The 22,033-nt window shown below is 68.3% G+C and carries 19 protein-coding genes; 5 read left to right on the top strand and 14 right to left on the bottom strand.

Annotated features, from left to right (window positions below; translation table 11 throughout):
- Positions 1–84: 84 nt before the first annotated feature.
- From RCP37_RS03810 to RCP37_RS03750, 13 genes are all read right to left on the bottom strand, one after another.
- Positions 85–1,233, bottom strand: a complete 1,149-nt coding sequence (locus RCP37_RS03810) for an acyl-CoA dehydrogenase family protein (protein ID WP_308485683.1) — start codon at positions 1,231–1,233, stop codon at positions 85–87.
- A gap of 12 nt (positions 1,234–1,245) precedes the next feature.
- The gene (locus RCP37_RS03805) at positions 1,246–2,391 is read right to left on the bottom strand and encodes a thiolase family protein (RefSeq protein WP_308485682.1); all 1,146 of its coding nucleotides are present in this window, start codon (positions 2,389–2,391) and stop codon (positions 1,246–1,248) included.
- 4 nt (positions 2,392–2,395) lie between these two features.
- Positions 2,396–3,196 (bottom strand): enoyl-CoA hydratase/isomerase family protein, encoded by an 801-nt coding sequence (locus RCP37_RS03800; RefSeq protein ID WP_308485681.1) that lies wholly within the window; start codon positions 3,194–3,196, stop codon positions 2,396–2,398.
- Positions 3,196–4,419 carry a CaiB/BaiF CoA transferase family protein gene (locus RCP37_RS03795; RefSeq protein WP_308485680.1) on the bottom strand — a complete coding sequence of 408 codons (1,224 nt, stop codon included), beginning with the start codon at positions 4,417–4,419 and terminating at the stop codon, positions 3,196–3,198. The genes RCP37_RS03800 and RCP37_RS03795 overlap by 1 nt, the downstream gene beginning before the upstream one ends.
- Entirely contained in the window at positions 4,419–5,177 is a 759-nt protein-coding gene (locus tag RCP37_RS03790) for an SDR family NAD(P)-dependent oxidoreductase (protein WP_308485679.1), read from the bottom strand. The genes RCP37_RS03795 and RCP37_RS03790 overlap by 1 nt, the downstream gene beginning before the upstream one ends.
- Positions 5,177–6,367 carry an acyl-CoA dehydrogenase family protein gene (locus tag RCP37_RS03785; protein ID WP_308485678.1) on the bottom strand — a complete coding sequence of 397 codons (1,191 nt, stop codon included), beginning with the start codon at positions 6,365–6,367 and terminating at the stop codon, positions 5,177–5,179. Before RCP37_RS03785 ends, RCP37_RS03790 begins: the two co-directional genes overlap by 1 nt.
- Before the next feature lie 62 nt (positions 6,368–6,429).
- Complete coding sequence (locus RCP37_RS03780; RefSeq protein WP_308485677.1) at positions 6,430–8,136, bottom strand: thiamine pyrophosphate-binding protein; 1,707 nt, start codon at positions 8,134–8,136, stop codon at positions 6,430–6,432.
- 25 nt (positions 8,137–8,161) lie between these two features.
- A complete protein-coding gene (locus tag RCP37_RS03775; RefSeq protein ID WP_308485676.1) occupies positions 8,162–9,181 on the bottom strand; it encodes an acyl-CoA dehydrogenase family protein in 1,020 nt (339 codons plus the stop codon).
- Positions 9,178–10,341, bottom strand: coding sequence for an acyl-CoA dehydrogenase family protein (locus RCP37_RS03770; RefSeq protein ID WP_308485675.1), 1,164 nt, complete (start codon positions 10,339–10,341; stop codon positions 9,178–9,180). The genes RCP37_RS03775 and RCP37_RS03770 overlap by 4 nt, the downstream gene beginning before the upstream one ends.
- Positions 10,338–11,120: an enoyl-CoA hydratase/isomerase family protein gene (locus tag RCP37_RS03765; RefSeq protein WP_308485674.1), complete on the bottom strand. Its 783-nt coding sequence runs from the start codon at positions 11,118–11,120 to the stop codon at positions 10,338–10,340. Before RCP37_RS03765 ends, RCP37_RS03770 begins: the two co-directional genes overlap by 4 nt.
- Positions 11,117–12,034 (bottom strand): acyl-CoA dehydrogenase family protein, encoded by a 918-nt coding sequence (locus RCP37_RS03760; protein WP_308485673.1) that lies wholly within the window; start codon positions 12,032–12,034, stop codon positions 11,117–11,119. The genes RCP37_RS03765 and RCP37_RS03760 overlap by 4 nt, the downstream gene beginning before the upstream one ends.
- A complete protein-coding gene (locus RCP37_RS03755) occupies positions 12,031–13,200 on the bottom strand; it encodes an acyl-CoA dehydrogenase family protein (protein ID WP_308485672.1) in 1,170 nt (389 codons plus the stop codon). The genes RCP37_RS03760 and RCP37_RS03755 overlap by 4 nt, the downstream gene beginning before the upstream one ends.
- The gene (locus tag RCP37_RS03750; RefSeq protein ID WP_308486926.1) at positions 13,197–14,333 is read right to left on the bottom strand and encodes a CaiB/BaiF CoA transferase family protein; all 1,137 of its coding nucleotides are present in this window, start codon (positions 14,331–14,333) and stop codon (positions 13,197–13,199) included. The genes RCP37_RS03755 and RCP37_RS03750 overlap by 4 nt, the downstream gene beginning before the upstream one ends.
- A gap of 185 nt (positions 14,334–14,518) precedes the next feature.
- On the opposite strand from RCP37_RS03750, the gene RCP37_RS03745 reads away from it, so the two are divergent.
- From RCP37_RS03745 to RCP37_RS03725, 5 genes are read left to right on the top strand one after another with little or no spacing between them, the layout of a single operon-like run.
- Entirely contained in the window at positions 14,519–16,135 is a 1,617-nt protein-coding gene (locus tag RCP37_RS03745; protein WP_308485671.1) for an SMP-30/gluconolactonase/LRE family protein, read from the top strand.
- Positions 16,132–16,869, top strand: coding sequence for a GntR family transcriptional regulator (locus RCP37_RS03740; protein ID WP_308485670.1), 738 nt, complete (start codon positions 16,132–16,134; stop codon positions 16,867–16,869). The genes RCP37_RS03745 and RCP37_RS03740 overlap by 4 nt, the downstream gene beginning before the upstream one ends.
- A complete protein-coding gene (locus tag RCP37_RS03735) occupies positions 16,866–18,407 on the top strand; it encodes an AMP-binding protein (protein ID WP_308485669.1) in 1,542 nt (513 codons plus the stop codon). The genes RCP37_RS03740 and RCP37_RS03735 overlap by 4 nt, the downstream gene beginning before the upstream one ends.
- Before the next feature lie 3 nt (positions 18,408–18,410).
- Positions 18,411–19,196, top strand: coding sequence for an SDR family NAD(P)-dependent oxidoreductase (locus RCP37_RS03730; protein ID WP_308485668.1), 786 nt, complete (start codon positions 18,411–18,413; stop codon positions 19,194–19,196).
- Positions 19,193–20,671, top strand: coding sequence for an AMP-binding protein (locus RCP37_RS03725; RefSeq protein WP_308485667.1), 1,479 nt, complete (start codon positions 19,193–19,195; stop codon positions 20,669–20,671). The genes RCP37_RS03730 and RCP37_RS03725 overlap by 4 nt, the downstream gene beginning before the upstream one ends.
- On the opposite strand, the gene RCP37_RS03720 is transcribed toward RCP37_RS03725, so the two are convergent.
- Complete coding sequence (locus tag RCP37_RS03720; RefSeq protein WP_308485666.1) at positions 20,640–22,004, bottom strand: cytochrome P450; 1,365 nt, start codon at positions 22,002–22,004, stop codon at positions 20,640–20,642. The genes RCP37_RS03725 and RCP37_RS03720 overlap by 32 nt on opposite strands.
- Between the last annotated feature and the right edge of the window lie 29 nt (positions 22,005–22,033).

Below are 22,033 nucleotides of genomic sequence, written 5' to 3'. Positions count from 1 at the left end.
ACACAGTAGGTTGGTTAGGCCCGCTGTGACAAGGGTCTCATCCAACAAATTTCGGTTACGAGCTCACAACCGCGGGGTCCCGGTCTACAAACCCAGCGACTTGGCGACGATCATCTTCATCACCTCGCTGGTCCCGGCATAGATCCGGGCCACCCGCGCATCGGTGTACAGCCGCGCGATTGGGTATTCCATCATGTAGCCGTAGCCGCCGAATAGCTGCAGACAGCGGTCGATGACCCGGGCCTGCATCTCGGTGCAGAACAGTTTGGTGCGGGCGGCGTCGGCGCCCGACAACACTCCCTCGACGTGGTCGGCGACCGCCCGGTCGAGCATGCACTGGGCGGCCTCGATCTCGGTGGAGACCGCCGCCAACTCGAACTTGGTGTTCTGGAACGACGCGACCGGCGAGCCGAACACGTTGCGGTTCTGGACGTAGTCGATGGTCGCCGCCAGCGCTGAGCGGGCCTGCGCGACCGACCCGACCGCCACCGTGAGCCGCTCCTGGGCGAGGTTGTGGCCCAGGTAGCTGAAGGCCTCGCCGTCGGCCCCAAGCCGGTTGGCCACCGGAACCCGCACATCGGTGAAGGACAACTCGGCGGTGTCTTGAACCTTGCAGCCCATCTTGTCCAGCTCGCGGCCGCGCTCGAAGCCGGCCATGCCCTCCTCGACCACCAGCAGGGTCAGCCCGCTGCGACGGTTGTCGGGGTCGGTCGAGGTGCGCGCCACCACGATCACCAGATCGGCCTGGATGCCGCCGGTGATGAACGTCTTGGCTCCGTTGAGGATGTAGTCGTCGCCGTCTCGCACGGCGGTGGTGCGCATCCCAGCCAGATCCGATCCGGTGCCGGGCTCGGTCATCGCGATCGCCGTGAGCAGCTTGCCGGCCGCCATCCCGGGGAACCAGCGCGCCCGCTGTTCGGTGTTCGTGTAGTGCAGGAAATACGGCAGGATCACCTCGAGCTGGGTGCGGACCGTGGACAGCGTGACCAGGGCGCGCGCCGCTTCCTCCTGCAGCACAACGTTGTAGCGGTAGTCCTCGACGCCCGCACCGCCGTACTCCTCGGGGATGGCCATGCCCAGCATCCCCAGTGATCCCAGGTGCTCGAACACCTCGCGGGGCATCCGGCCGGCCTTCTCCCACTTGGGGTATTCGGGCACCACGTGCTTCTCGATGAAGTCGCGGGCCAGTTCCCGGAACGCTTCGTGGTCTTGGGTGAACAGATCGCGACGCATGGAACTACTCCCCTAGCCGACCAGCTCGACGATGGTGGCGTTGGCGGTACCGCCGCCCTCGCACATGGTCTGCAGGCCGTAGCGAATCCCGTTGTCGCGCATGTGGTGAATCATCCGGGTCATCAGCACCGCCCCTGACGCGCCGAGCGGGTGACCCAGCGCGATCGCCCCGCCGAGCGGGTTGAGCCGCTTGGCGTCGGCTCCGGTCTCGGCCAGCCACGCCATCGGCACCGGGGCGAAGGCCTCGTTGACTTCGACTACGCCGATCTCATCGATGCCCAGTCCGGCACGCCCCAGCACCTTCGCAGTCGCCGGGATGGGCCCGGTGAGCATCAGCACCGGGTCGGCGCCGGTCACCGCGCCGGCGGTGTAGCGCACCAGCGGGGTCAGCCCGCGCCGGGCGGCCTCGTCCTCGCTCATCACCAAAAGTGCTGCGGCGCCGTCGGAGATCTGCGACGAGTTGCCGGCGTGGATCAATCCGTCGTCACGAAAGGCCGGCTTGAGTCCGGCGAGCTTCTCCGCGGTGGTGCCGCGACGAATGCCCTCGTCGGCGTCCACCACGGCGCCGTCGGTCGCGACCGGGACGATCTGATCGCGGAACGCACCGATGTCCTGGGCGGCGGCGGCCAACTCGTGGGAGCGCGCCGAATACTCATCGACCTGGGCGCGGTCAAAGCCCCACTTTTCGCAGATCATCTCGGCGCCGATGCCCTGGTTGAACTGGAAACCGTCATAGCGGGCAAGCGCTTTCGGGCCGAAGGGTTCGCCGGTGGCACGGGCCGCGCCGAGCGGAACCCGACTCATCACCTCCACGCCGCCGGCGACCACGATGTCCTGTTGGCCCGACATCACGGCCTGAACGGCGAAGTCCAGCGCCTGCTGGCTGGAGCCGCAGGCCCGGTTGACGGTGGTTGCCGGGACGTGCTCGGGCCAGCCCGCGGCCAGCACCGCGTACCGGCCGATGTTGGAGGACTGATCGCCCACCTGCGACACGCAGCCCCACACCACGTCGTCGACGGTGCCGGGGTCGGTTCCGGTGCGCTCCATCAGTTCGTTGAGCACGATCGCGGACAGGTCCGCGGCGTGGGTGCCGGCTAGCCCGCCGTTGCGCTTTCCGACGGGGGTGCGCACCGCTCCGACGATCACCGTGGGTCGCATCTGACTACTCCGATCTCGTTGACTTCGGCGGCCACCCGCCGGTGAAGCGCGGCGGACGTTTCTCGGCGAACGCCGCATAGGCTTCCGCGGCATCGGTGCCCGCGAAGTTCACGATCTGGGCCCGCGCCTCATTGGCCAGGGCCTCGGGCAGGGTGGCATCGGCACCCTGATTGAGCAGCGCCTTGGTCTGCGCCAGCGCTCGCGGCGGGCCGGCGGCCAGTCGGTCGGCGAGGTCGTCGACGAAGGCGTCGATCTCGGCGGCACCCACCACCCAGGTCACCAGGTTCAACGCCTGCGCCTCGTCGGCGTCGATGGTTTCGGCCAGCAGTGCGAGCCGCTTCGCCTGTTGCAGCCCGACGAGTTTGGGCAGCAACCAGGATCCGGCCAGATCGATCGAGAGCCCACGCTTCGAGAAGATCTGGCAGAACGTCGATTCCGGTGTCGCCACCACCAGATCGCAGCCCAGCGCCAGATTCCAGCCGGCCCCCACCGCGACGCCGGCCACCTTCGCAATGGTGGGGATGGTCAACTCGTGCAGGGCCAGTGCGACGTCGGAAAGACGACGCAGCTTCTCCACCGGGTGGACGGGGTCGGGGGTGCCTATGTCGGCGCCCGAGCAGAACGCCCCACCGGCACCGGTGATCACCAGGGCCCGCAGGTCGGTGTCGTCGGCGGCGTCGCGCAGCGCGTCGCGCAGTGCACGCCACAGCTCCGGGTTGATCGCGTTCTTACGGGCGGGCCGGTTCAGGGTCAGCGTCCGCACGCCATCACGGTCGGCGCGCAGCAGTACTTCGTCGGAAGCCATCAGCGCCCAGCCTGCCGTATGACACCGTTGGCGCGCAGGGCGACGATCTCCTCGCCGGTCAGACCCAGTTCGTCCAGCACGGTGTCGGTGTGTTCGCCCAGGCCCGGCACCGCCCCCATCGGCGACTGGTAGCCGGAGATCACCGGCGGCGGCAACAACGACGGGATGGCGCCGGCCGGGGTGTCGATGCTGTGCCAGCGGTCGCGGGCGGCCAGTTGGGGATGCGCCAGCACGTCGCTGGGCGTGTTGTAGCGGGCGTTGCCGATCCCGGCGGCATCGGCGGCGTCCTGGATGTGAGCCAACTCGTGACGGACGCACCACGCGGCGATCGCCTCGTCCAGGATCGCCCGGTTCGCGACCCGGTCGGCGTTGCCGGAAAAACGTGGATCATCGGCGAGATCGTTGCGGCCCAGCAGTTCCCGGGCCAGCCGCTGCCATTCGCGGTCGTTGGTGGTGCCCAGCACCACGGTGTGGCCGTCCGCGGTCGGATACGCGCCGTAGGGCGCCACCGCCGGGGAGCTCATGCCCAGCGGCTGCTGGTCGATCCCGGAGTGCCGGGCATAGGTCAGGTGGTAGCCCATCATCTCGGCCATCGTGTCGAACAGGCTGACGCTGACCGACGGCGCCGGCGAATCAGCGTGGGCACCTGCTCCTTTGCGGCCGACCAGCAACGCCATGATCGACAGCGCCGCGTACAGGCCGGTGGTGACGTCGGCGACCGGCGGGCCCGGCTTGGCCGGGGCACCCGGGCTGCCGGTCACCGAGCACACTCCCGATTCGGCCTGCACCAGCAGGTCGTAGGCCCGTTTGTGCGACAGTGGTCCGCCGGCACCGTAGCCGTCGATCTCGACGGCGATCACGTTCGGGTGCCGGTGCGCCATCTGCTCGGGGGAAAGACCCAGCCGTGCGGTGGCACCCGGCGCGAGGTTGGACACCAGCACGTCGGCGCGGTCCAAGATGCGGCGCAGGACATCGCGTCCCGCTTCGCTCTTCAGGTCCAAGGCCACTGACTCTTTGCCCCGATTGACCCAGACGAAGTGCGCCGCCTGGCCGTGCACCACGTCGTCGTAGTAGCGGGCGAAGTCACCGCCGTCGGGGTTTTCCACCTTGATGACCCGCGCACCGAAGTCGGCCAGGGCGCGGGTGCACATCGGCGCCGACACCGCCTGTTCCAGCGCCACCACCGTGATGCCGGCCAGCGGTGCGGTTGAGGGCTGCGGCATCACATCACCATGCCGCCGTCGACCGGCAGTACCTGCCCGGTGACGTAGGAGGCGGCATCGGAGGCCATGAAGACGAACGCGCCGGCGACCTCGCCGGGCTCGGCCCAGCGCTTCATCGGGATGCGGTTCATCATGTTGGCCGCAAACTTCTCATTGGTGCGGATGGTCTCGGTCATCGGGGTCGCCGCCAGCGGCGCCAGCGCGTTGACGCAGATCTGTTTGGTCGCCAGTTCCCGGGCCAGCGATTTGGTGAAGCCGATCAGTGCCGCCTTGGCCGCCGAGTAGTTGACCTGCCCGAGGGTGCCGGTCAGGCCCGCCGCCGAGGTCACGTTGACGATGCGGCCGGTGCCGTCGGTGGGGACATACGGCAGCACGGCCTGGGTGCAGTTGAAGGCGCCGACGGTGTGCACGTCGAGCAGCAGTCGCATCGACTCGGCGGTGAGCTTGTCGAACATCGCCGGGCGGGTCACCCCCGCATTGTTGATCAGGATGTGGACCTTCCCGTCGGCCAGTTCCGCGGCCTTGGCGGCGGCCGCCTCGGCCGAGTCCCGGTCTGTGACATCGAGCGCCACCGATGCGGCCCGCCCACCAGAGGCCGAAATCCGTTCGGCCACCGCGGCTGCCGCATCTCCGTCAACGTCGGTGACCAGTACCGCCGCACCGGCTTCGGCGAGTGCGGCCGCCACTGCCGAGCCGATGCCGCCGGCTGCCCCCGTCACCACCGCGCTTCGGCCGGTCAGGTCGAAGTAGCCGGCCATCAGTAGCTCCTCGGCAGGCCGAGCACATGGGAACCCAGGAAGTTCAGGATCATCTCCTGGCTGACCGGTGCGATCTTCATCAGGCGGGACTCGCGGAAGAACCGGGAGATGTTGTATTCCTCCGAGTAGCCCATCCCGCCGTGAGTCTGCAAAGCTCGGTCGGCGGCCGCGAAACCTGCATCGGCACACAAATACTTGGCCATGTTGGCCTCACGGCCGCAGGACTTGCCGTTGTCGTAGAGCCAGGTGGCCTTGCGCAGGATCAGCTCGGCGGCGTCCAGGCGGGCCAGTGAGTCGGCGAGCGGAAACTGGATCCCCTGGTTCATGCCGATCGGCCGGTCGAACACCACCCGCTCGTTGGCGTACTTGACCGCACGGTCGAGTGCGACCCGGCCGATGCCCAGCGCCTCGGCGGCGATCAGCATGCGCTCCGGGTTGAGCCCGTGCAGGATGTAGGAAAAACCCTTGCCCTCTTCACCGATCCGGTGTTCGGCCGGGATGCGCAGGTCGTCGATGAACACCTCATTGGACGACACCGCGTTGCGGCCCATTTTGGTGATCGGCCGGATGTCGACGTGGTCGCGGTCGATGTCGGTGAGGAACAGGGTCAGACCATCGGTGGGTTTGGCCCCGCGCTTTTCCACGTCGTCGCGGGACTCGGTGCGGGTCAGCAGCAGGATCTTCTCGGACTCCAGGGCTTTGGAGATCCAGACCTTGCGGCCGTTCACCACGTAATCGCTGCCATCGCGCTTGGCGAAGGTGGTGATGCGGGAGGTGTCCAGGCCCGCGGTCGGTTCGGTGACGCCGAAGCACACGTGCAGGTCGCCATTGACGATACGGGGCAGGGTTTCGGCCTTCATCTCGTCCGAGCCGAAGACCACGACCGGCTGCATGCCGAAGATCGACATGTGGATCGAGCTGGCGGCGTTCATCCCGCCGCCCGATCGCGCCACTTCCTCGGCCAGGATGGTGGCCTCGGTGATGCCCAGACCGTGGCCGCCGTATTTCTCGGGGATGGTCATGCCCAGCCAGCCGCCGCCGGCGATGGCGTCGTAGAACTCCTGCGGGAATTCGTGCGCCTGGTCCTTGGTCATCCAGTAGTGGTCGTCGAATTTCGCCGCGAGTTCGGCGACCGACTGCCGGATCAGCTGCTGATCCTCGGTCAGTTCGAAGCTCATTCCGCCGGACATGGTTTCCTCCAGCCCATCAGCGCGTGCACGTTGTTAGCCGGAAACGAGAATAGCATTCTCGTTTACTGGGTTCCTTCGGCGTACCAGGTACGGAACTCGGCATAGTTGGGCATCTCTTCGGAGTTGGCCTTGGGGTCGATGCAGACGTGGATCACCGCGGTCCCGCCGGCGGCGAGAGCACGCTCGATGGCCGGCCCGATCTGCGTTTCGTCGTCGACGAACTCCCCGCGTGCGCCCATGCCCTCGGCGATCTTGTCGAATCGGACGTCCTTGCCCCAGTGCACGCCGGGCTGCGGCGAGGGTTGCTCGAAGGTCCGCTTGTAGACGCCGACTTCCAGACCCCATTGGTGGTCCACACCCACGACGCAGACCAACGGCAGGCCCAGCCGGGCCGCGGTCTCCAGCTCAGCGATGTGGAACAGGAACGCCGAGTCGCTGGTCAGCAGCATCACCGGCCGCTTGCCGCCCTCGGCGACCGAGGCGCCCACGGCATAGGGCAACCCGGTGCCCAGGTGCCCGAAGTTCTGGTTCCACATCACGTCGTGCGGCTTGGCCTGCGAATAGGTCCATTGGAAGATCACCGTCGCCCCGCCGTCGCGGACCATGATGCCCTCGGCCGGGAAAGCCCGAGTGGCCTCGACCACGAAACGCGCCGGGTGCACCGGGGAACGACCAGCCGGGGCGGTTTCGGCCAGTTCGGCAAGCTGGTCGGCGTCCTGTTTGATCCACCGGTCCAGGTCGGCAGAGGGGGTGCGGGGATTGCCTTTGAGCTCCTCGACCAACTGCGGAACGATGCCGCGCAGGTCACCCACCAGGGCTACGTCCACCGGCCGGTTCACGCCGATCGCCAGCGGGTCCTGTTCGACGTAGATCCACTTGCGCTCGCCGTTCTTGTCGGCCCAATGGCGGGTGGTGCCGTAGTGCACCGGCTCGCCCAGTTCGGTGCCCAGCGCCACGCAGACGTCCGACCCGGCGACTGCCTCAACGGCCGCGGTGGAGAAGCCGTAGGGGAAGGTGCGTTCTTCCAGGCCCGGGATGAACGCGGTGCCACCGGAGGTCTGGATCACCGGGCAGGCCATCAGCTCGGCCAGCTCGGCGACCGCAGGCGCACTGCGCGAGGTGTGTACCCCGTGGCCCACCAGCAGGATGGGGCTGGACGCCTTGCGGATGATCTCGGCGGCTTGCTCGACCTCGGGCGCGCCGGCTCGCTGGTTCACCAGCCGGTAGCGGTGCGGCTCGGGCGGATCGGCGACGTCGAGCTCTTCGAGAATGACGTGCGACGGGTATTCGATATAGGCCGGACCGGGAGTGCCCGACATAGCGCGGCGGATGGCCTCGTGCACGATCTCGTCGGTCTGATCGGCGTATTCGATCGACGCACTGTACTTCACCGACGGCGTGAAAAGTTCTTCCTGGCGGACGAATTGGATGCGCCCGCGCCGCACTCGGCGCTCGGTGATGCGGGCGCGCTGCCCGCCGAGGAACACCACCGGGGAGTTCTCGACCTTCGCGCACATCATGGCGCCGGCGATGTTGGCCACCCCCGGGCCCAGGGTGCCGATGCACAGGCCCGGCCGGCCGGTCATCCGCGAGGCGGCCTCGGCCATGAACCCGGCGCTCTCCTCGTGGTGCGGCGCCACCACCGACCAACCCCGTTGTTCGGCCTCGACGAACATGTGTACGAAGTTGGGGTCGGGGATGCCGAACAGCGTGTTGACGCCTTCGGCTTCGAACAGTTCCAGGATCCGGCGATAGACGGGCACACCCACTTCTCGAAACTCCTTGCTTGACTTGTTAATACCGTTGAGCGAGACGACGACGGTGCGCTGCCGGGGATCCGAACAGCGACCGGTTGAACGTGGCGCGCTTCAGGTACATGTGGATGCCGCTCTCCCACGTGTAGCCGATGCCGCCGTGCAGTTGCAGCGCTTTGCCGACCACGTCGACGGCGGAAACGCAGGCGTAGGACTTCGCCATGGCGACGGCGGCGTCCACGTCTGAGCCGTCGGACCCGCCCGTCGCCACCGACTGGACCGCATCGCGCACCAAGGTGCGGGCCACCGTGACCTTCACCAACATGTCCGCACAGGCGTGTTTGACCGCCTGGAAGGAGCCGATGGGCCGGCCGAACTGCTCGCGCGTCTGCGCATACGACACCGTCGCGGCGAGCATGGCCTCGGCCAGACCGAGGCTGTCGCACGCCACCGCGACCGCCGCACGATGCCCCAACGTCGGCGCGCTGCCGGCGAACCGCAGCACCGCCGCGTCGGCCACCTCGATCCGCTCGGCCGTAACGGCGGCGACGTGGCGGGTTTCGTCGAGCACTGGTTGCGCGGTGACGCTCAGCGTCTCGACGACGACCGCGACATCAGCACCGGACGTATCGGTCGCCACTACCAGCAGCCGGTCGGCGCCGTCGGCGTCCGGCACGAAATCCGCACGGCCGGTCAGCCGCCGCTCGGCGTCGAGGGTGAACGATCCCCCGATCACCGCAGCAACGCGGGCCCGTCCGGCGGCGACGTCGGCCAGCAGTCCGTCGCGGACCTCGCTGTCCTGCAGGCTGTTCAGCATGCCCACCGCCAGCACCGCAGAGCCCAGGTAGTGCGATGCTGCGGCGGCGCGGCCCAGTTCCTGGCAGATCACCGCGACTTCGGCGAAACTCGCCCCCGCACCGCCGAGGGCTTCGGGAACCTCCAGACCCGCCCAGCCGGCGTCGACGACGGCAGACCAGTCGACCGCGGGGTCACGGTGCAGTAGATCGACAGCGACCGCGCGCAGGTCGTCGTGCAGTTCGGCGAAATCGATTGTGGTCATGGCATGCTCGGCTCTCTCGGCAGGCCGAGACCGCGTTCGCCGATGATGGTGCGCTGGATCTCGCTGGAGCCGCCGGGGATGGTCCACTCCCACGAGCCGATGAAGTCCAGTACCCACGATCCCGATTCCCAGCCGCTGGACAGCGGCTTGTTCAGCACGGCGTGGGCCGCCGGCCCACCGATCTCGGCACCGAAATCGGTGAGCCGCTGCAGTACCTCGCTGTAGAAGAGCTTCACGATCGAAGCGTCGGCCGGCCCGGCGGTGCCGGCTTCGACGTCGTGCACCAGTTGGCGGCACATGCCGCGCAGTCCGGTGATCTCGGTCTCCAGCTGCGCCAGCCGATCGGCCACCACCGGGTCATCGCTCGGCGCGGATTGCGCCAGCCACCGAAAACCGGCGCAGCCCAATCGCTCGGCGAGCTCGAGCATGGTCATCCCGCGCTCGGCGCCCAGGGTCGCCTGCGCCACCTGCCAGCCGGCGTTCTCCGCCCCGATCAGGTTGGCCGCCGGGATGACCACGTCGTCGAGGAAGATCTCGCAGAAATGCTGGTCGCCGACGGCGTTGCGGATTGGCCGCACCTGCACGCCGGGGGTGGCCATGTCCAGCAGGAAATACGAGATGCCTTTGCGTTTGGGGGCGTGCGGGTCGGTACGGGCCAGCAGCAGACACCATTGGGCGTGGCTCGCGCCGCTGGCCCACAACTTCTGGCCGTTCACCACATAGTCATCGCCCACCCGGCGCGCGGTGGTGCGCAGCGATGCCAGATCCGAGCCGGCTTCGGGTTCGGAGAAGCCCTGCACCCAGATCTCGCCGTCGAGGATCGCGGGCAGATGCCGGCTGCGCTGCTCCGGTGTTCCGGCCGCCAGCAAGGTGGCGGCCGCGTGGTGGATGCCGACGAAGGCCAGCACCAGCCGGGGCGCGTCGTGGACGGCGAGCTCCTGGTACAGCACGGCCTGGTCAGCCACGGACATCCCGCCGCCCCATTCGCGCGGCCAGTGCGGGACCGCGAACCCGGCGCTGTGCAGGGTGGCGAACCAGCTGCGCTGGAAGTCGACGAACTCCTGCTCGCTCACGCCGGTCTGGGCGCGGCGCCAGTCCGCGGGGATGTTGTCGCGGCACCACTGGCGCACCTGAAGGCGAAAGTCGTTGTCGGCGGTCATGTCTTCCTCGCCCGCTCTGCGAAGGCGAGCAAACGCTGCCGGTGTTCGTCGGACTTCATGGTCGTCACCTCGGCGGCGAACCCGGCTTGCAGCGGCCCGGCCAGCACCTGCGACAGATACATGTTGACCACCCGCTTGGTGCCCTGCAGCGCCTCGGGCGGCTGCGCCGCCAGGCGGTCGGCCAGCTGATGTGCTTGCGGCAGCAGCTCTTCGGGGGCCACCGTGCGGCTGGCCAGTCCCAGCTCGACGGCGGTGGCCGCATCGATGCGATCGCCGGTGTAGAGGTATTCGCGGGATCGCAAGATCGGGGTGATCAGCGGCCAGAGCGCGGCTCCCCCGTCACCGGCGACCAACCCGACCGCGACGTGCGGGTCAGCGAGATAGGCGCTCTGCGAAATCAACACGATGTCGCAGAGCACCGCCACGCTGCAGCCCAATCCGACCGCGGGGCCGTTGACGGCCGCGATGATCGGCAGCGGGAACCGCAGCATCTCTTCGACGATCTGCGCCCCTTCGCGGATGCTCTCGTCTCGGGCGGCGTCGTCGTGCAGGAAGGTGGTGATCCAGTTCAGGTCGCCGCCGGCGGAGAACGCCCGCCCGGCGCCGGTCAGCACCACGACCCGGACTGCCTTATCGGCCGCCAGTCGGCGCCACACATTGGCCAGGCCCCAGTGCAGGTTGGCGTTGACACTGTTCAGCTCGTCGGGACGGTTGATCGTGACGGTGCGGACCGGGCCATCGCCGGTCACTGTGATCTCCTGGGGCAGGTCGTATTTCATGCGTAGAGTCCCGTCAGACCGGTCTGTTGGGCGCGGCTGGCCAGCCGGTCGCGGGTGGCCGACAGTCCCCACGGCAGGCGGCGCAGCGGCTGGCTGTAGCGCGACAGCCACGACAGTGCGGTCTCGTCGCAGAACCCGACGGCGCCGTGCAGTTGGTGGCAGATGCGGAACACCACTTCGGCGGCTTCCAGCGCCGCCGATCGCAGCGCCAGCGCGTCATCGGTGGCTTCGGGTCGCCCGGTCGCGATGCTCCACAGCGCGTATTTGGCCAGCATGTCCACCCCGGCGCGCTCCACCTCGGCGTCGGTGAGCTGGAACTGCACGCCCTGGAACGCCGACAGCGCCTGGCCGAACTGTTCGCGCAGCCGCACGTGGGCGATCGTCAGATCCATTGCCCGGTCCAGCATCCCCAGCAGCGTCCAGCAGGGCAGCGTCAGCGCCAGCGCGACATCGCCGGCGCCGGCGTCGTCAAGCTGCGCCAAGGTCAGGCCCGCCACCAGGGCCGGCCCGGTGTCGGTCTGCGCCACGACCGTGCTGCGCACCCCGGCCAGCGTGACCGTAGCCCACCGCTGCGACAGTCCCGCCACCACGCCGGCGGGGGCATGGTCGGCGACCACGATCAGCCCGTCAACGTCGAGATCAGCTGGTGCGGAGAGGCATTCAGCCACCGGGTACGGCAGCGCCCAGTACCCGGCGGCGCGGCACAGCGCGGCGGCGGCTTCGAGTTCGTCGGCGTCGGCGCGGGGCTTCAGCTCGTCGGCTCCCAGCCCCCGCAGGATCGGGCCGACCAATTGCTCCCGCAGGCCGGGGTCGGCGTCTGCGTGCTGCACCAACTCGTCGCCGCCGCCGGCTTCAAATGCCCGCAGCGCTGCCCGACCGTATTCTTGCGCGTCCGCGCCGAGTTCGAGATTCATCGCGCCTCCGCCAGCAGGGCGCGCGACAGCAGGATGCGCTGCATCTCGATGCTGCCCGAGGACACCGTGGCCGCCTGTGAGTAGCGCCAGTGGTCTTCGACCTCCTGGCGATACCACTGCCCCGGTGGGCTGTCGGGGGCTTCGGCGGCGATCTCCATCAGCACCTCCGCGCTCTCCTGGTCCAGCCGGGTGACCGCGATCCGGTAGGCGGCGGCGTCACCGGGCGCTATGCGGCCGCTGGCCTGCAGTGACACCACCCGGTAGGCCATCAGCCGAGCCCGGCGGCAGTGCGTGAGCATGCGGACCCATCGGGCGATCACCTCGCCGGGCAGGGCCTGCCAGCGCTGTCCGAGGGCATTCGGCGCCGCGGCAAGCAGCCGTTCGCAGCGCGCGTAGCGAGCGATTCCGACTCGCTCGAAAGCCATCACGTCGGCCACGATCGACCAACCGGCGTCGAGTTCGCCGAGCACGTCGGCGTCGGTGACGCGCAGGTCGTCGAAGAACACCTCGTTGAGGTGGTGCGGGCCCATCATGGTGCCCAGTGGCCGGACGGTGATGGCGGGGTTGTCCATCGGGACCAGGAACACCGTCAGGCCCTGCTGCTTCTTGGTGACCGATCCTTCACCGACCCGGGTGGTGCGCACCAACAGGAAGCACCACTGCGCCATGGTCGCGTAGGAGGTCCAGATCTTCTGACCGTTGATCAGCCAGCCGTCACCATCGCGTCGGGCGTGGGTGCGCAACGAGGCCAGGTCCGACCCGGCTTCGGGTTCGGAGAAGCCCTGGCACCAGATCACCTCGCCGGCCGCGATCGGCGGCAGGTGGCGGCGCTGCTGCGCGGCGGTGCCGTGCCGCATGATGATCGGCCCGACCCAGTTCACCCCCATGTACTGCGCCCCGCGCGGCTCATGATGCGCCCACATCTCCTCGCGCACCACGGTCTGCTCCCACACCGATGCGCCCGCCCCGCCGAATTGCTCCGGCCAGGACAGACACAGCAGATCCTGCTCCGCCAGCACCTGGCAGAACCGTTGTGCTGCAGCAAGATCTGCGGGGTCGTCGGTGAACGCACCCGGGAAGCGTTCGGGCAGCTCCCGTTCGATCAGCTCGCGCAGCTGGACCCGCAGTTCGCCGGCGCGCGTCCCCATGTCGAAGTCGAGGGTCATGCGGTGCCCTGCTCGAGTCCGAGTTCGGCGAAGACCGCCGCGGTGTGCGCGCCGAGTTCCGGGGCCGCGCCGGCGACCCGGCCGGGGGTCCGCGACAGCCAGGTGGGCACCCCGGGGAAACGGACCGGGCCATGGGGGGTGTTCACGGTTTCGAACAGACCCACGGCGTTGAGGTGTGCATCGTCGAACAACGCCCCGGGCGAGTTCAACGGGGCCGCTGGGATTTCCAGCTCTTCGAACAGCGCCAACCACTGGGCGGTGGTGCGCTCTTTCATGGTCTGCGCCACCAGCCCGTAGATGGTGTCGATCTGCCGGGCCCGCTGCGCCAAGGTGGCGTACTGCTCGCAGGACCAGGGCGGCTGCACCGCACCGATGAAGGCGTTCCAGTGTTTGTCGTTATAGATCAGCGCGGCGATCTGGCCGTCGCTGGTGGCATAGGGCCGCCGGTTAGGCGCCACCGTGCGCGGGTAGACGGCCGGGCCCAGCGGCGGGTCGAACATCGCACCGTTGGCGTGCTCGACGAGCATGAACGAGGCCATGGTCTCGAACATGGCGACTTCGACTTCTTGGCCCTGTCCGGTTCGTTCCCGGTGGAACAGCGCCATCATCGTGGCGTACAGGGCGGTCAGTCCGGCGATCTTGTCTGCCATGATGGTGCCGACGTAGTCGGCCCGGCCGGTGAGCTGCTCTTGCACCGCGGGCAGCCCGCACTCGGCCTGAATGGTGTCGTCGTAGGCGGGGCGGTCGGCGGCCGGGCCGCGGCGCCCGTAGCCATAGCAGTTGGTGTAGACGATCCCCGGGTTGAGCGCGGCCACCTCGGCGTAGCCCAGGCCCAGTTTGGCCATCGCCTTGGCCCGCATCGAGTGAATGAATACGTCGGCCCGGCCGATCAGTGCGGTGATCGCGGTCCGTCCGGCCACGGTGCGCAGATCCAGCACGACGCTGCGTTTGCCCCGGTTGACGTTGACGAACACCCCGCTCATGTCGGGTGCGGGACCGGCCGAGATGTAGCGGGTCGCGTCGCCCTCCGGAGGCTCGACCTTGATGACGTCGGCACCCATGTCGGCCATGATCTGCGTGCAGTACGGGCCCATCACCATGGTCGTCAGATCGACCACTCGAACCCCGCTCAGCGGCCCGTGCGCCGGAGCCTCCCCAGCCACCCCGTTGCCGCCCGCCATCATTTGTTCGGACAAAATACTCCGTTCTGCGTAATGCAGAACACTATTCCGCAGGGGTTATTCATGCGTCAAGGTCGGATAGCCGCCTTTCTGCCAACTATTGTCTGGACTAACTGAGCTTGATAACGTCCGGAGTCATGACTGCCTCCCCGCCACTCCCTCGCGAGCTGGCCGGCACCCCCGCCGCGGCACCCGGCTGGCGGCTGGAACGGATCACCGAACCGAGCCGGCTGTTCGGCGCCAACGGGCTGCGCACCGGACCGGACGGGCGGGTCTACATCGCGCAGGTAACCGGCAGTCAGATCAGCGCACTGGACGTGACCACCGGCGAGTTGGCGGTCGTCAGCGCGCGCGGCGGCGACGTCGTCGCCCCCGACGATGTCGCCTTCGATGCCAGCGGCACCTTGTACGCCACCGAGGTGATGGACGCCCGGGTCAGTGCGCTCGACGCCTCCGGCCGCAGCCGTGTCCTGCGCGACGACCTGCCCTGCGCCAACGGCATCACCGTGCACCACGACCGGCTGTTCGTCGGCGAATGCCGCGAGGGCGGGCGCCTGATGGAACTCGACCGGGCCACCGGCGGCAGGCGCATCCTGGCCGAGAACCTGCCGTCGCCCAACGCCATGGAGGTAGGGCCTGACGGCCTGCTGTACTTCCCGGTGATGACCGCCAACGAGATCTGGCGCATCGATCCCTTCGCCACCGATGCCGCCCCGCAGCGGGTGGCGGGCGATCTGGGCGTACCGGATTCGGTGAAGTTCGACGCCGACGGTTTCATCGTGTCCACCCAAGCCGCTAGCGGACAGGTGCTGCGCATCGATCCACGCACCGGCAGGTCCACCGTGCTGGCGCAGTTGCATCCCGGACTGGACAACTGCACTTTCGTCGACGGGCGGCTGTTCGTCTCCAACTTCACCGGCGAGATCACCGAGATCGCCGGCGCCGGCAAGACATCCACGATGTTGCCGGGCGGGCTGAACTGGCCGCTGGACCTCACCATCGATGAGGCCGGCGCCCTGTTTGTCGCCGACGGCACCTACTTCTATGCCGTCGGTGCGGGCGGGCGGCTGGAAACGCTCGGCATGCTATTCAGCCCCGGCTATCCCGGATTCGTGCGGGGCGTGGCCGCGGTCGGGCCCGGCGAGTTCGTCGTCACCACCTCCGGCGGGCAGGTCGCCCGCTATGTGCCGGCGCAGTCATCCAGTGAGGTGCTCGCCGACGGTTTCGACCAGCTCTACGGGGTGGCGGTGGGACCCGCCGGTATCGCGGTCACCGAGTTCGGCACCGGCCGGGTATTGGGGGTGCGCGCCGGTGCGGTGGAAGTGTTGGCCCGCGACCTAGCCGGCCCGGTCGGGATCGCGGTCGCCCAGGACGCCGAAGCCGGGACCTACCTGGTGGCCGAATCCGGCGCGGGCCGGGTGCTGCGCATCAGCGGCTCGGGGGCGGCGCCGGTAGTCGACGGACTTGTTCGGCCGCAAGGGATTGCACTGGCAGACCGCACGCTCTACGTCGTGGACGCCGGAACCCGCCAAGTGCTCGCCGTCGACCTCGACACCGGTACACGGCAGGTGATCGCCGAGGGGCTCCCGATCGGGCCGCCACCGGGCGTGACACCTAAACCGCTCAATGGAATGCCGCCGTTCTCCGGCCCCCAAGGCCCGTTCGCCGGCATCGCGCGCGGTCGTGACGGCACCCTGTTCATCTCGGCCGACGGCGACGGCAGCGTGCTGGCACTGCACCCGGTCGGCTCGTGACCGACCACCGCTATCTCAAGGTCGCGCGGACGCTGCGCAAGGAGATCGCCGACGGGGTCTATCCGATCGGTTCGCAGCTGCCCACCGAACATGAACTGTGCGAACGGTTCAATGTCAGCCGCTACACGGTCCGCGAGGCGCTGCGACGACTGCGCGAGGACAACCTCGTCGTCTCCCGGCCCCGCGCGGGGACCGTGGTGATCCCCCGCGCCGCGACCAACTGCTACGCCCAAGACGTGGTCTCGATCGATGACCTGGTGGCCTTCGCGGCCGGTGCACGGTTCGAGATCGACTCCAACGCCATGGTCACCCTCGACGCGGATGTCGCCGCACGCACCGGCCTGCCGGTGGGCACCGAATGGCTGACCGTGCGCGGCAACCGCCGCACTCAGGGGCATGCCGCGCCGATCTGTCGGACCGAGTACTACATCAACCGGGCGTTCGCCGGAGTCGGCCGGCTGCTGCAGCGCCACTCCGGCCCGATCTTCCCCTTGATCGAGGACGTGTTCGGGGTCAGCGTCGTCGAAGTCCGCCAGCACATCCGGGCAGTGATCATCACCCCCGAACTCAGCACTGCCCTGGCCGTCGAGCCTGGCACCGCCGGGCTACAGATGCAGCGCAGCTACACCACCTCCGAAGGTGAGATCGCCCAGGTGACGGTGAATACCCATGCCGGCGATGACTATCGGTATTCGATGACGCTGCATCGGGTGCCCGGACCGAGCGGCCCGTGACCACCCTGGCCGACACCCTGCAGGAGGCGGCCGAGCAGACGCCGGACCGCGTCGTGGTGATCGACGGCAACACCCGGTTGACCTGCCGGGAGCTGCACACTGCGGCGACGGCGCTGGCCGGCGCGATGCTCGCGCGGATGGCCCCCGGCAGTGTGGTGTCATTCATGCTGCCGAACTGGCATGAGGCCGCCGCGGTGTATCTGGCCGCGACACAGGCCGGGATGGTGATCAACCCGATCCTGCCGTCGCTGCGCGATGCGGAACTGACCTTCATCCTGGCCGACTCGAGCACCCGAATGCTGTTCGTGCCCGAACGGTTCCGCGGCCACGACTACGCGGCGATGCTGACCCGGGTGACCGCGGACCTTGCCGATCCGCCCGAAGTGGTGGTGGTACGTGGGTCCTCGACCGGGCACACCGACTACCGCACCCTGCTGCACAGCGCCCGCCAACCCGTCGCGCTGCCGACCGTGGATGCCGATGCGGCCCGAATGCTGCTGTACACCTCCGGTACCACCGGACATCCCAAAGGTGTTCTGCACAGTCATAATTCGATCAACGCCTTGATCTGCCAGCTGGGCCGGCACTGGATGATCGAGCCCGGCGATCGTTTCCTGGTCCCGTCCCCCATCGCCCACATCGGCGGATCGATCTACGCGTTCGAAGTCCCCTTACTGCTGGGCACCACCGCCGTGCTGATGGACACCTGGAATCCCGATGCCGCGGTAGCGCTCATGCTCGCCGAGCACTGCACCCATGTCGCGGGAGCGACGCCGTTTCTGGCCCAGTTGCTCGCCGCCGCACGCGATGCCGGTACCCGCTTGCCCGATCTCAAGCTCTTCATCTGCGGCGGTGCCTCGGTCCCGGCATCATTGATCCGCGACGCGGCGGGCTATTTTCACACCGCCGTCGTCACCCGCGTGTACGGGTCCAGCGAGGTTCCGGTCAGCACGGTGGGATCGTTGGGCGCCCGCGACCTTGCCCACGCCGCGGAGACCGACGGTCGACCCGGGATCGCCGACATCAAGCTGGTCCCTCACCCCGGCGCTCCGCCCGGCGAGGGAGAGATCTACGTCCGTGGCCCGCAGATGCTGCTGGGCTACCAGCACCGCGACGACGAGCTCGACTGCTTCGATGAGCAGGGCTACTTCGCGACCGGCGATCTCGGCCGGTGGGTCGATGAGGACTACCTGCTCGTCACCGGGCGGCTCAAGGACGTGATCATTCGCAACGGCGAGAACATCTCCGCGCGCGAGGTGGAGGACATCCTGATCGGTCATCCGCAGATCGCTGAGGTCGCGGTGGTCGGGATACCCGATGCCCGTACCGGTGAGCGTGCCTGCGCGGTGATCGTGCCGGCCGGCCAGACCCCTCCGGGTGTCGCCGAGCTGCGCGCCATGCTGGCCGAACACGGTGTCGCGCTGTTCAAAACCCCTGAGCAGGTGCTGATCTGGGATGCGCTGCCCAAGAACGCCGCCGGCAAAGTGGTCAAGCAGCAGATCCGGGCAGAGCTGTCCCACGCAGAGGTAGGTGAGTAGATCATGCAGGTGGCGATCGTGACCGGGGCCAGCAGTGGTATCGGGTTCGGCTGCGCGGCAAAACTTGCCGAGGCCGGGATGGCGGTGCTGGCAACCGGCCGCGACACCGAACGTCTGGCCGGTTTGACGGCGGAGCTACAGGAATCCGGAGTCGAGCCCGACCGAATCGCCACCGTGGCCGTCGACCTGACCACGACGCAGGCGCCACAGCAGATCATCGAGGCCGCGCTGTCCCGGTGGGGCCGGGTGGACTACCTGATCAACAACGCCGGTATCGGCAGCCCCAAACCGCTGCACGAGACCGACGACGAGGCCCTGGACCATTTCCTGAATCTGATGCTGCGGGCGCCGTTCCGGCTGGCACGCGACGTGCTGCCGCACCTGCAGCCCGGATCGGCGATCATCAACATCACCTCCACCTTCGCCGTGGTGGGCGGGCTACGCGGTGGGGCGTACTCGGCGGCCAAAGGCGGACTGACCGCGCTGACCACCCACATCGCCTGCCAGTACGGCGCCCAGGGCATCCGCTGTAACGCGGTGGCCCCCGGAGTCACCGTGACCCCGATGGTGCAGCAACGCCTGTCCGACAACCGGTTCCGCAAGCTCAACGCCGAGATGACGCCGTCTCCGCGACTGGGCCGGGTGGACGACATCGCGGGCACCGTGGCGTTCCTGTGCTCGGAGGCCGGCTCCTTCATCAACGGCCAGACCATCGTCGTCGACGGGGGTTGGAGCTCGACCAAATACCTGTCCGACTTCGGCCTCGACTCCGACTGGGTGCAGCGGTGAACCTGTTCACGGTGCTGCATCAGGCCGCGACCCGGTTCGGCGAGCGGGGCGCGGTGTATCACGGCGAGCGCCGGCTGCACACCTGGAGCGAGCTGGCCGATCGCGCACGGCGGCTGGGGACGTCGCTGCGTCGGGTGGCGGGAGCCGGCGCCCGGATCGCGATCGCCAGCGAGAACCGGCCGGAGCTCCTCGAGCTGATGTTCGCCACCTGGGCGGCCGGTTGCGTTGTGGTTCCGCTCAATTACAAGCTGCACCCGCGGGAAATGGCACAGATCATCGACGATGCCGGTGCCGCACTGGTCTTCGCGTCCCCGAAACTGGCCCCAGGGCTGACCTCTGCGCTGGCCGGGGCCGTTGGCGCACCCGTCGAGATCATCGGCGGCGCCACATATCTGGACCGGTTTGCCGGCCCTCCCATTGCAGAGGTCAACCCGGATCCGTCCCGGCTGGCGTGGCTGTTCTACACCAGCGGCACCACCGGGCGCTCCAAGGGCGCCATGCTCACCCACCGCAACCTGATGGCGATGACGCTGGCGCATCTGGCCGACCTGGATGACCCCGACGCTGACTGCAGCCTGATCCACGGCGCGCCGATGTCGCACGGATCAGGGCTCTACATCGCGCCCTACGTACTGCGCGGAGCCCGCCAAGTGGTACCGGCATCGGGCTCGTTCGACGCGACCGAATTCCTCGACCTGTGTGGGCATCATCGCGGCGCCACCGCCTTTCTGGCGCCGACGATGGTCAGCCGATTGGTAGCCGCCGGCCGCGGACGCCCGGCCAACCTGCGCACCATCGTCTACGGCGGCGGGCCGATGTATCTCGGGGACTTGAAGCGGGCGATGACCGCGTTCGGTCCGGTGTTCGCCCAGCTCTACGGCCAGGGCGAAGCCCCGATGACGATCACCGGCCTCAGCCGCGCCGACCACCTGGGCGACGACGCGATCCTGGGCTCAGTCGGCTGGCCGCGAACCGGCGTCGAGGTCGCGGTTCTGCGCGACGACGGCACCCCCGCACCCGCCGGCGAAGTCGGCGAGATCGTCTGTCGCGGCGACGTCGTCATGGCCGGTTACTGGAACAATCCGGACGCCACCGCCGAGGCCATCCGGGACGGCTGGCTGTTCACCGGTGACAAAGGTTCGTTCGACCTCCGCGGGTGTCTCACCCTGCGCGACCGCTCGAAGGATGTGGTGATCAGCGGTGGCAGCAACATTTACCCCCGTGAAGTCGAGGAGGCACTGTTGAGCCATCCCGGCGTGAGCGAGGCCGGCGTGGTGGGAGCCCCCGACCCCGAGTGGGGCGAGATCGTGGTCGCGTTCATCGTGGGCGACGCCTCGGTTGCCGAGTTGGACAGTCACCTGCTGGAACGTATCGCGCGCTTCAAGCGCCCCAAGCGCTACGAGTTCGTCGACGCGCTACCGAAGAACAGCTACGGCAAGGTGCTCAAACGCCAGCTGCGTTCCCAGCTGCGGTGAGGTCGGCGACCACCGGCCAGCCGGTTTCGCGCCGGTGCACCACCGCCAGACCCCCGCGTCCCGCGGCGGTAGTGACACCTCGGGAGTGGTGACGCTCCCCCTTGGCCGTGGTCGGAACGAGTTCGTAGTGGCGCAAGAGCGTACGTAGCGTGACCAGCATCTCCATGTTGGCGAACGCGGCACCCACGCAACGGTTCACCCCGCCGCCGTAGGGGATCCACAGTGCCGTGTCGGGCGGATTGCCGACGAACCGATCCGGATCGAAGACCTCGGGGTCGACGAAGTTGCCCTCGGCGAAGTGCACCAACCGGAAAGCCACCACCACCGCGTGGTTCTCCGGAATGACCCACGGGCCCAGTTTGATCCGCGTACGAGTGATGCGCCCGGTCCCCTCGACGACAGATCGGGTCCGCTGCACTTCCCAAATCACCGCCTGGAGCAGGTCCGAGCCGCCGGAATCGACTTCGGCGACCAAACGATTCAAGACGTCCGGATGGCGGCGGAGTCGTTCCACCGCCCACGCCAGCGTGGTCGCCGTCGTCTCGTGACCGGCAGCCAGCAACGTCAGCAACTCATCGGCGATGTGCACGTCACTGATCGGCTGCCCGTCGTCGTAGCGGGCCGTCAACAGCAGGGACAGCACGTCGGTTCGTTCGGCAAAGTCGGGCGAGTTGCGCGCGGTGTCGATCAGTTTCGCGATCAATGCGTCGTAGCGTCGGCGATAGTCGTGGAAGCGCCCGCCCGGGCTCAGTCGGCCATAATCGCGTCGCGCCCGCGGTGGCAGCACCGCCAGCCGGGAGCCCAACTCCACCAGTGTTGGGAGCACTTCGCGCAGTTCGTCGAATTCTGCTCCTTGAGCCCCGAATACGGCACGCAGGATCACGTTGAGCGTGATGCGCATCATCGACGGTTGGGTGGCGAACTCGCGGCCTTGCGGCCACGCTGCGATTTCGCGCAGCACCTCCTCTTCGACGATGGATTCGTATCCGCTCATCCGTTTGCCGTGAAACGGCGGCACCAACAGTTTGCGGCGCCGCAGATGCGGGGCACCGTTCAGGCTGAAGGTCGAACCCGGCCCCAGGACCGCCCCCAGATTGCCGGGTCGACCTACCAGGTCGCTATGGGTGGTGAACAGGCTTTTGACCAACACCGGATCGCTGAGCACCACCGCATGTCCGACGATCGGCAGCCGCAGCGAGAACGCGCCACCGTAGCGCTTCCCCAATGCCCGCATCGCAGTCTTGCGAGCGGTCAGAAACAGCAGTGCCGCCAGCGGCTTCGGGATCGGCGCTACCGGCGGCAGCCGCACCGGCTCGGTCGTCTTCTCGGCCACTCCAACACCTTCCACACAGTCGGTACATG

Source organism: Mycolicibacter sp. MU0102, assembly GCF_963378105.1.
GTDB lineage: Bacteria > Actinomycetota > Actinomycetes > Mycobacteriales > Mycobacteriaceae > Mycobacterium > Mycobacterium holstebronense.
The sequence above is the reverse complement of the archived record's forward strand: the minus strand, read 5'-3'. Positions and strand labels throughout refer to the sequence as shown.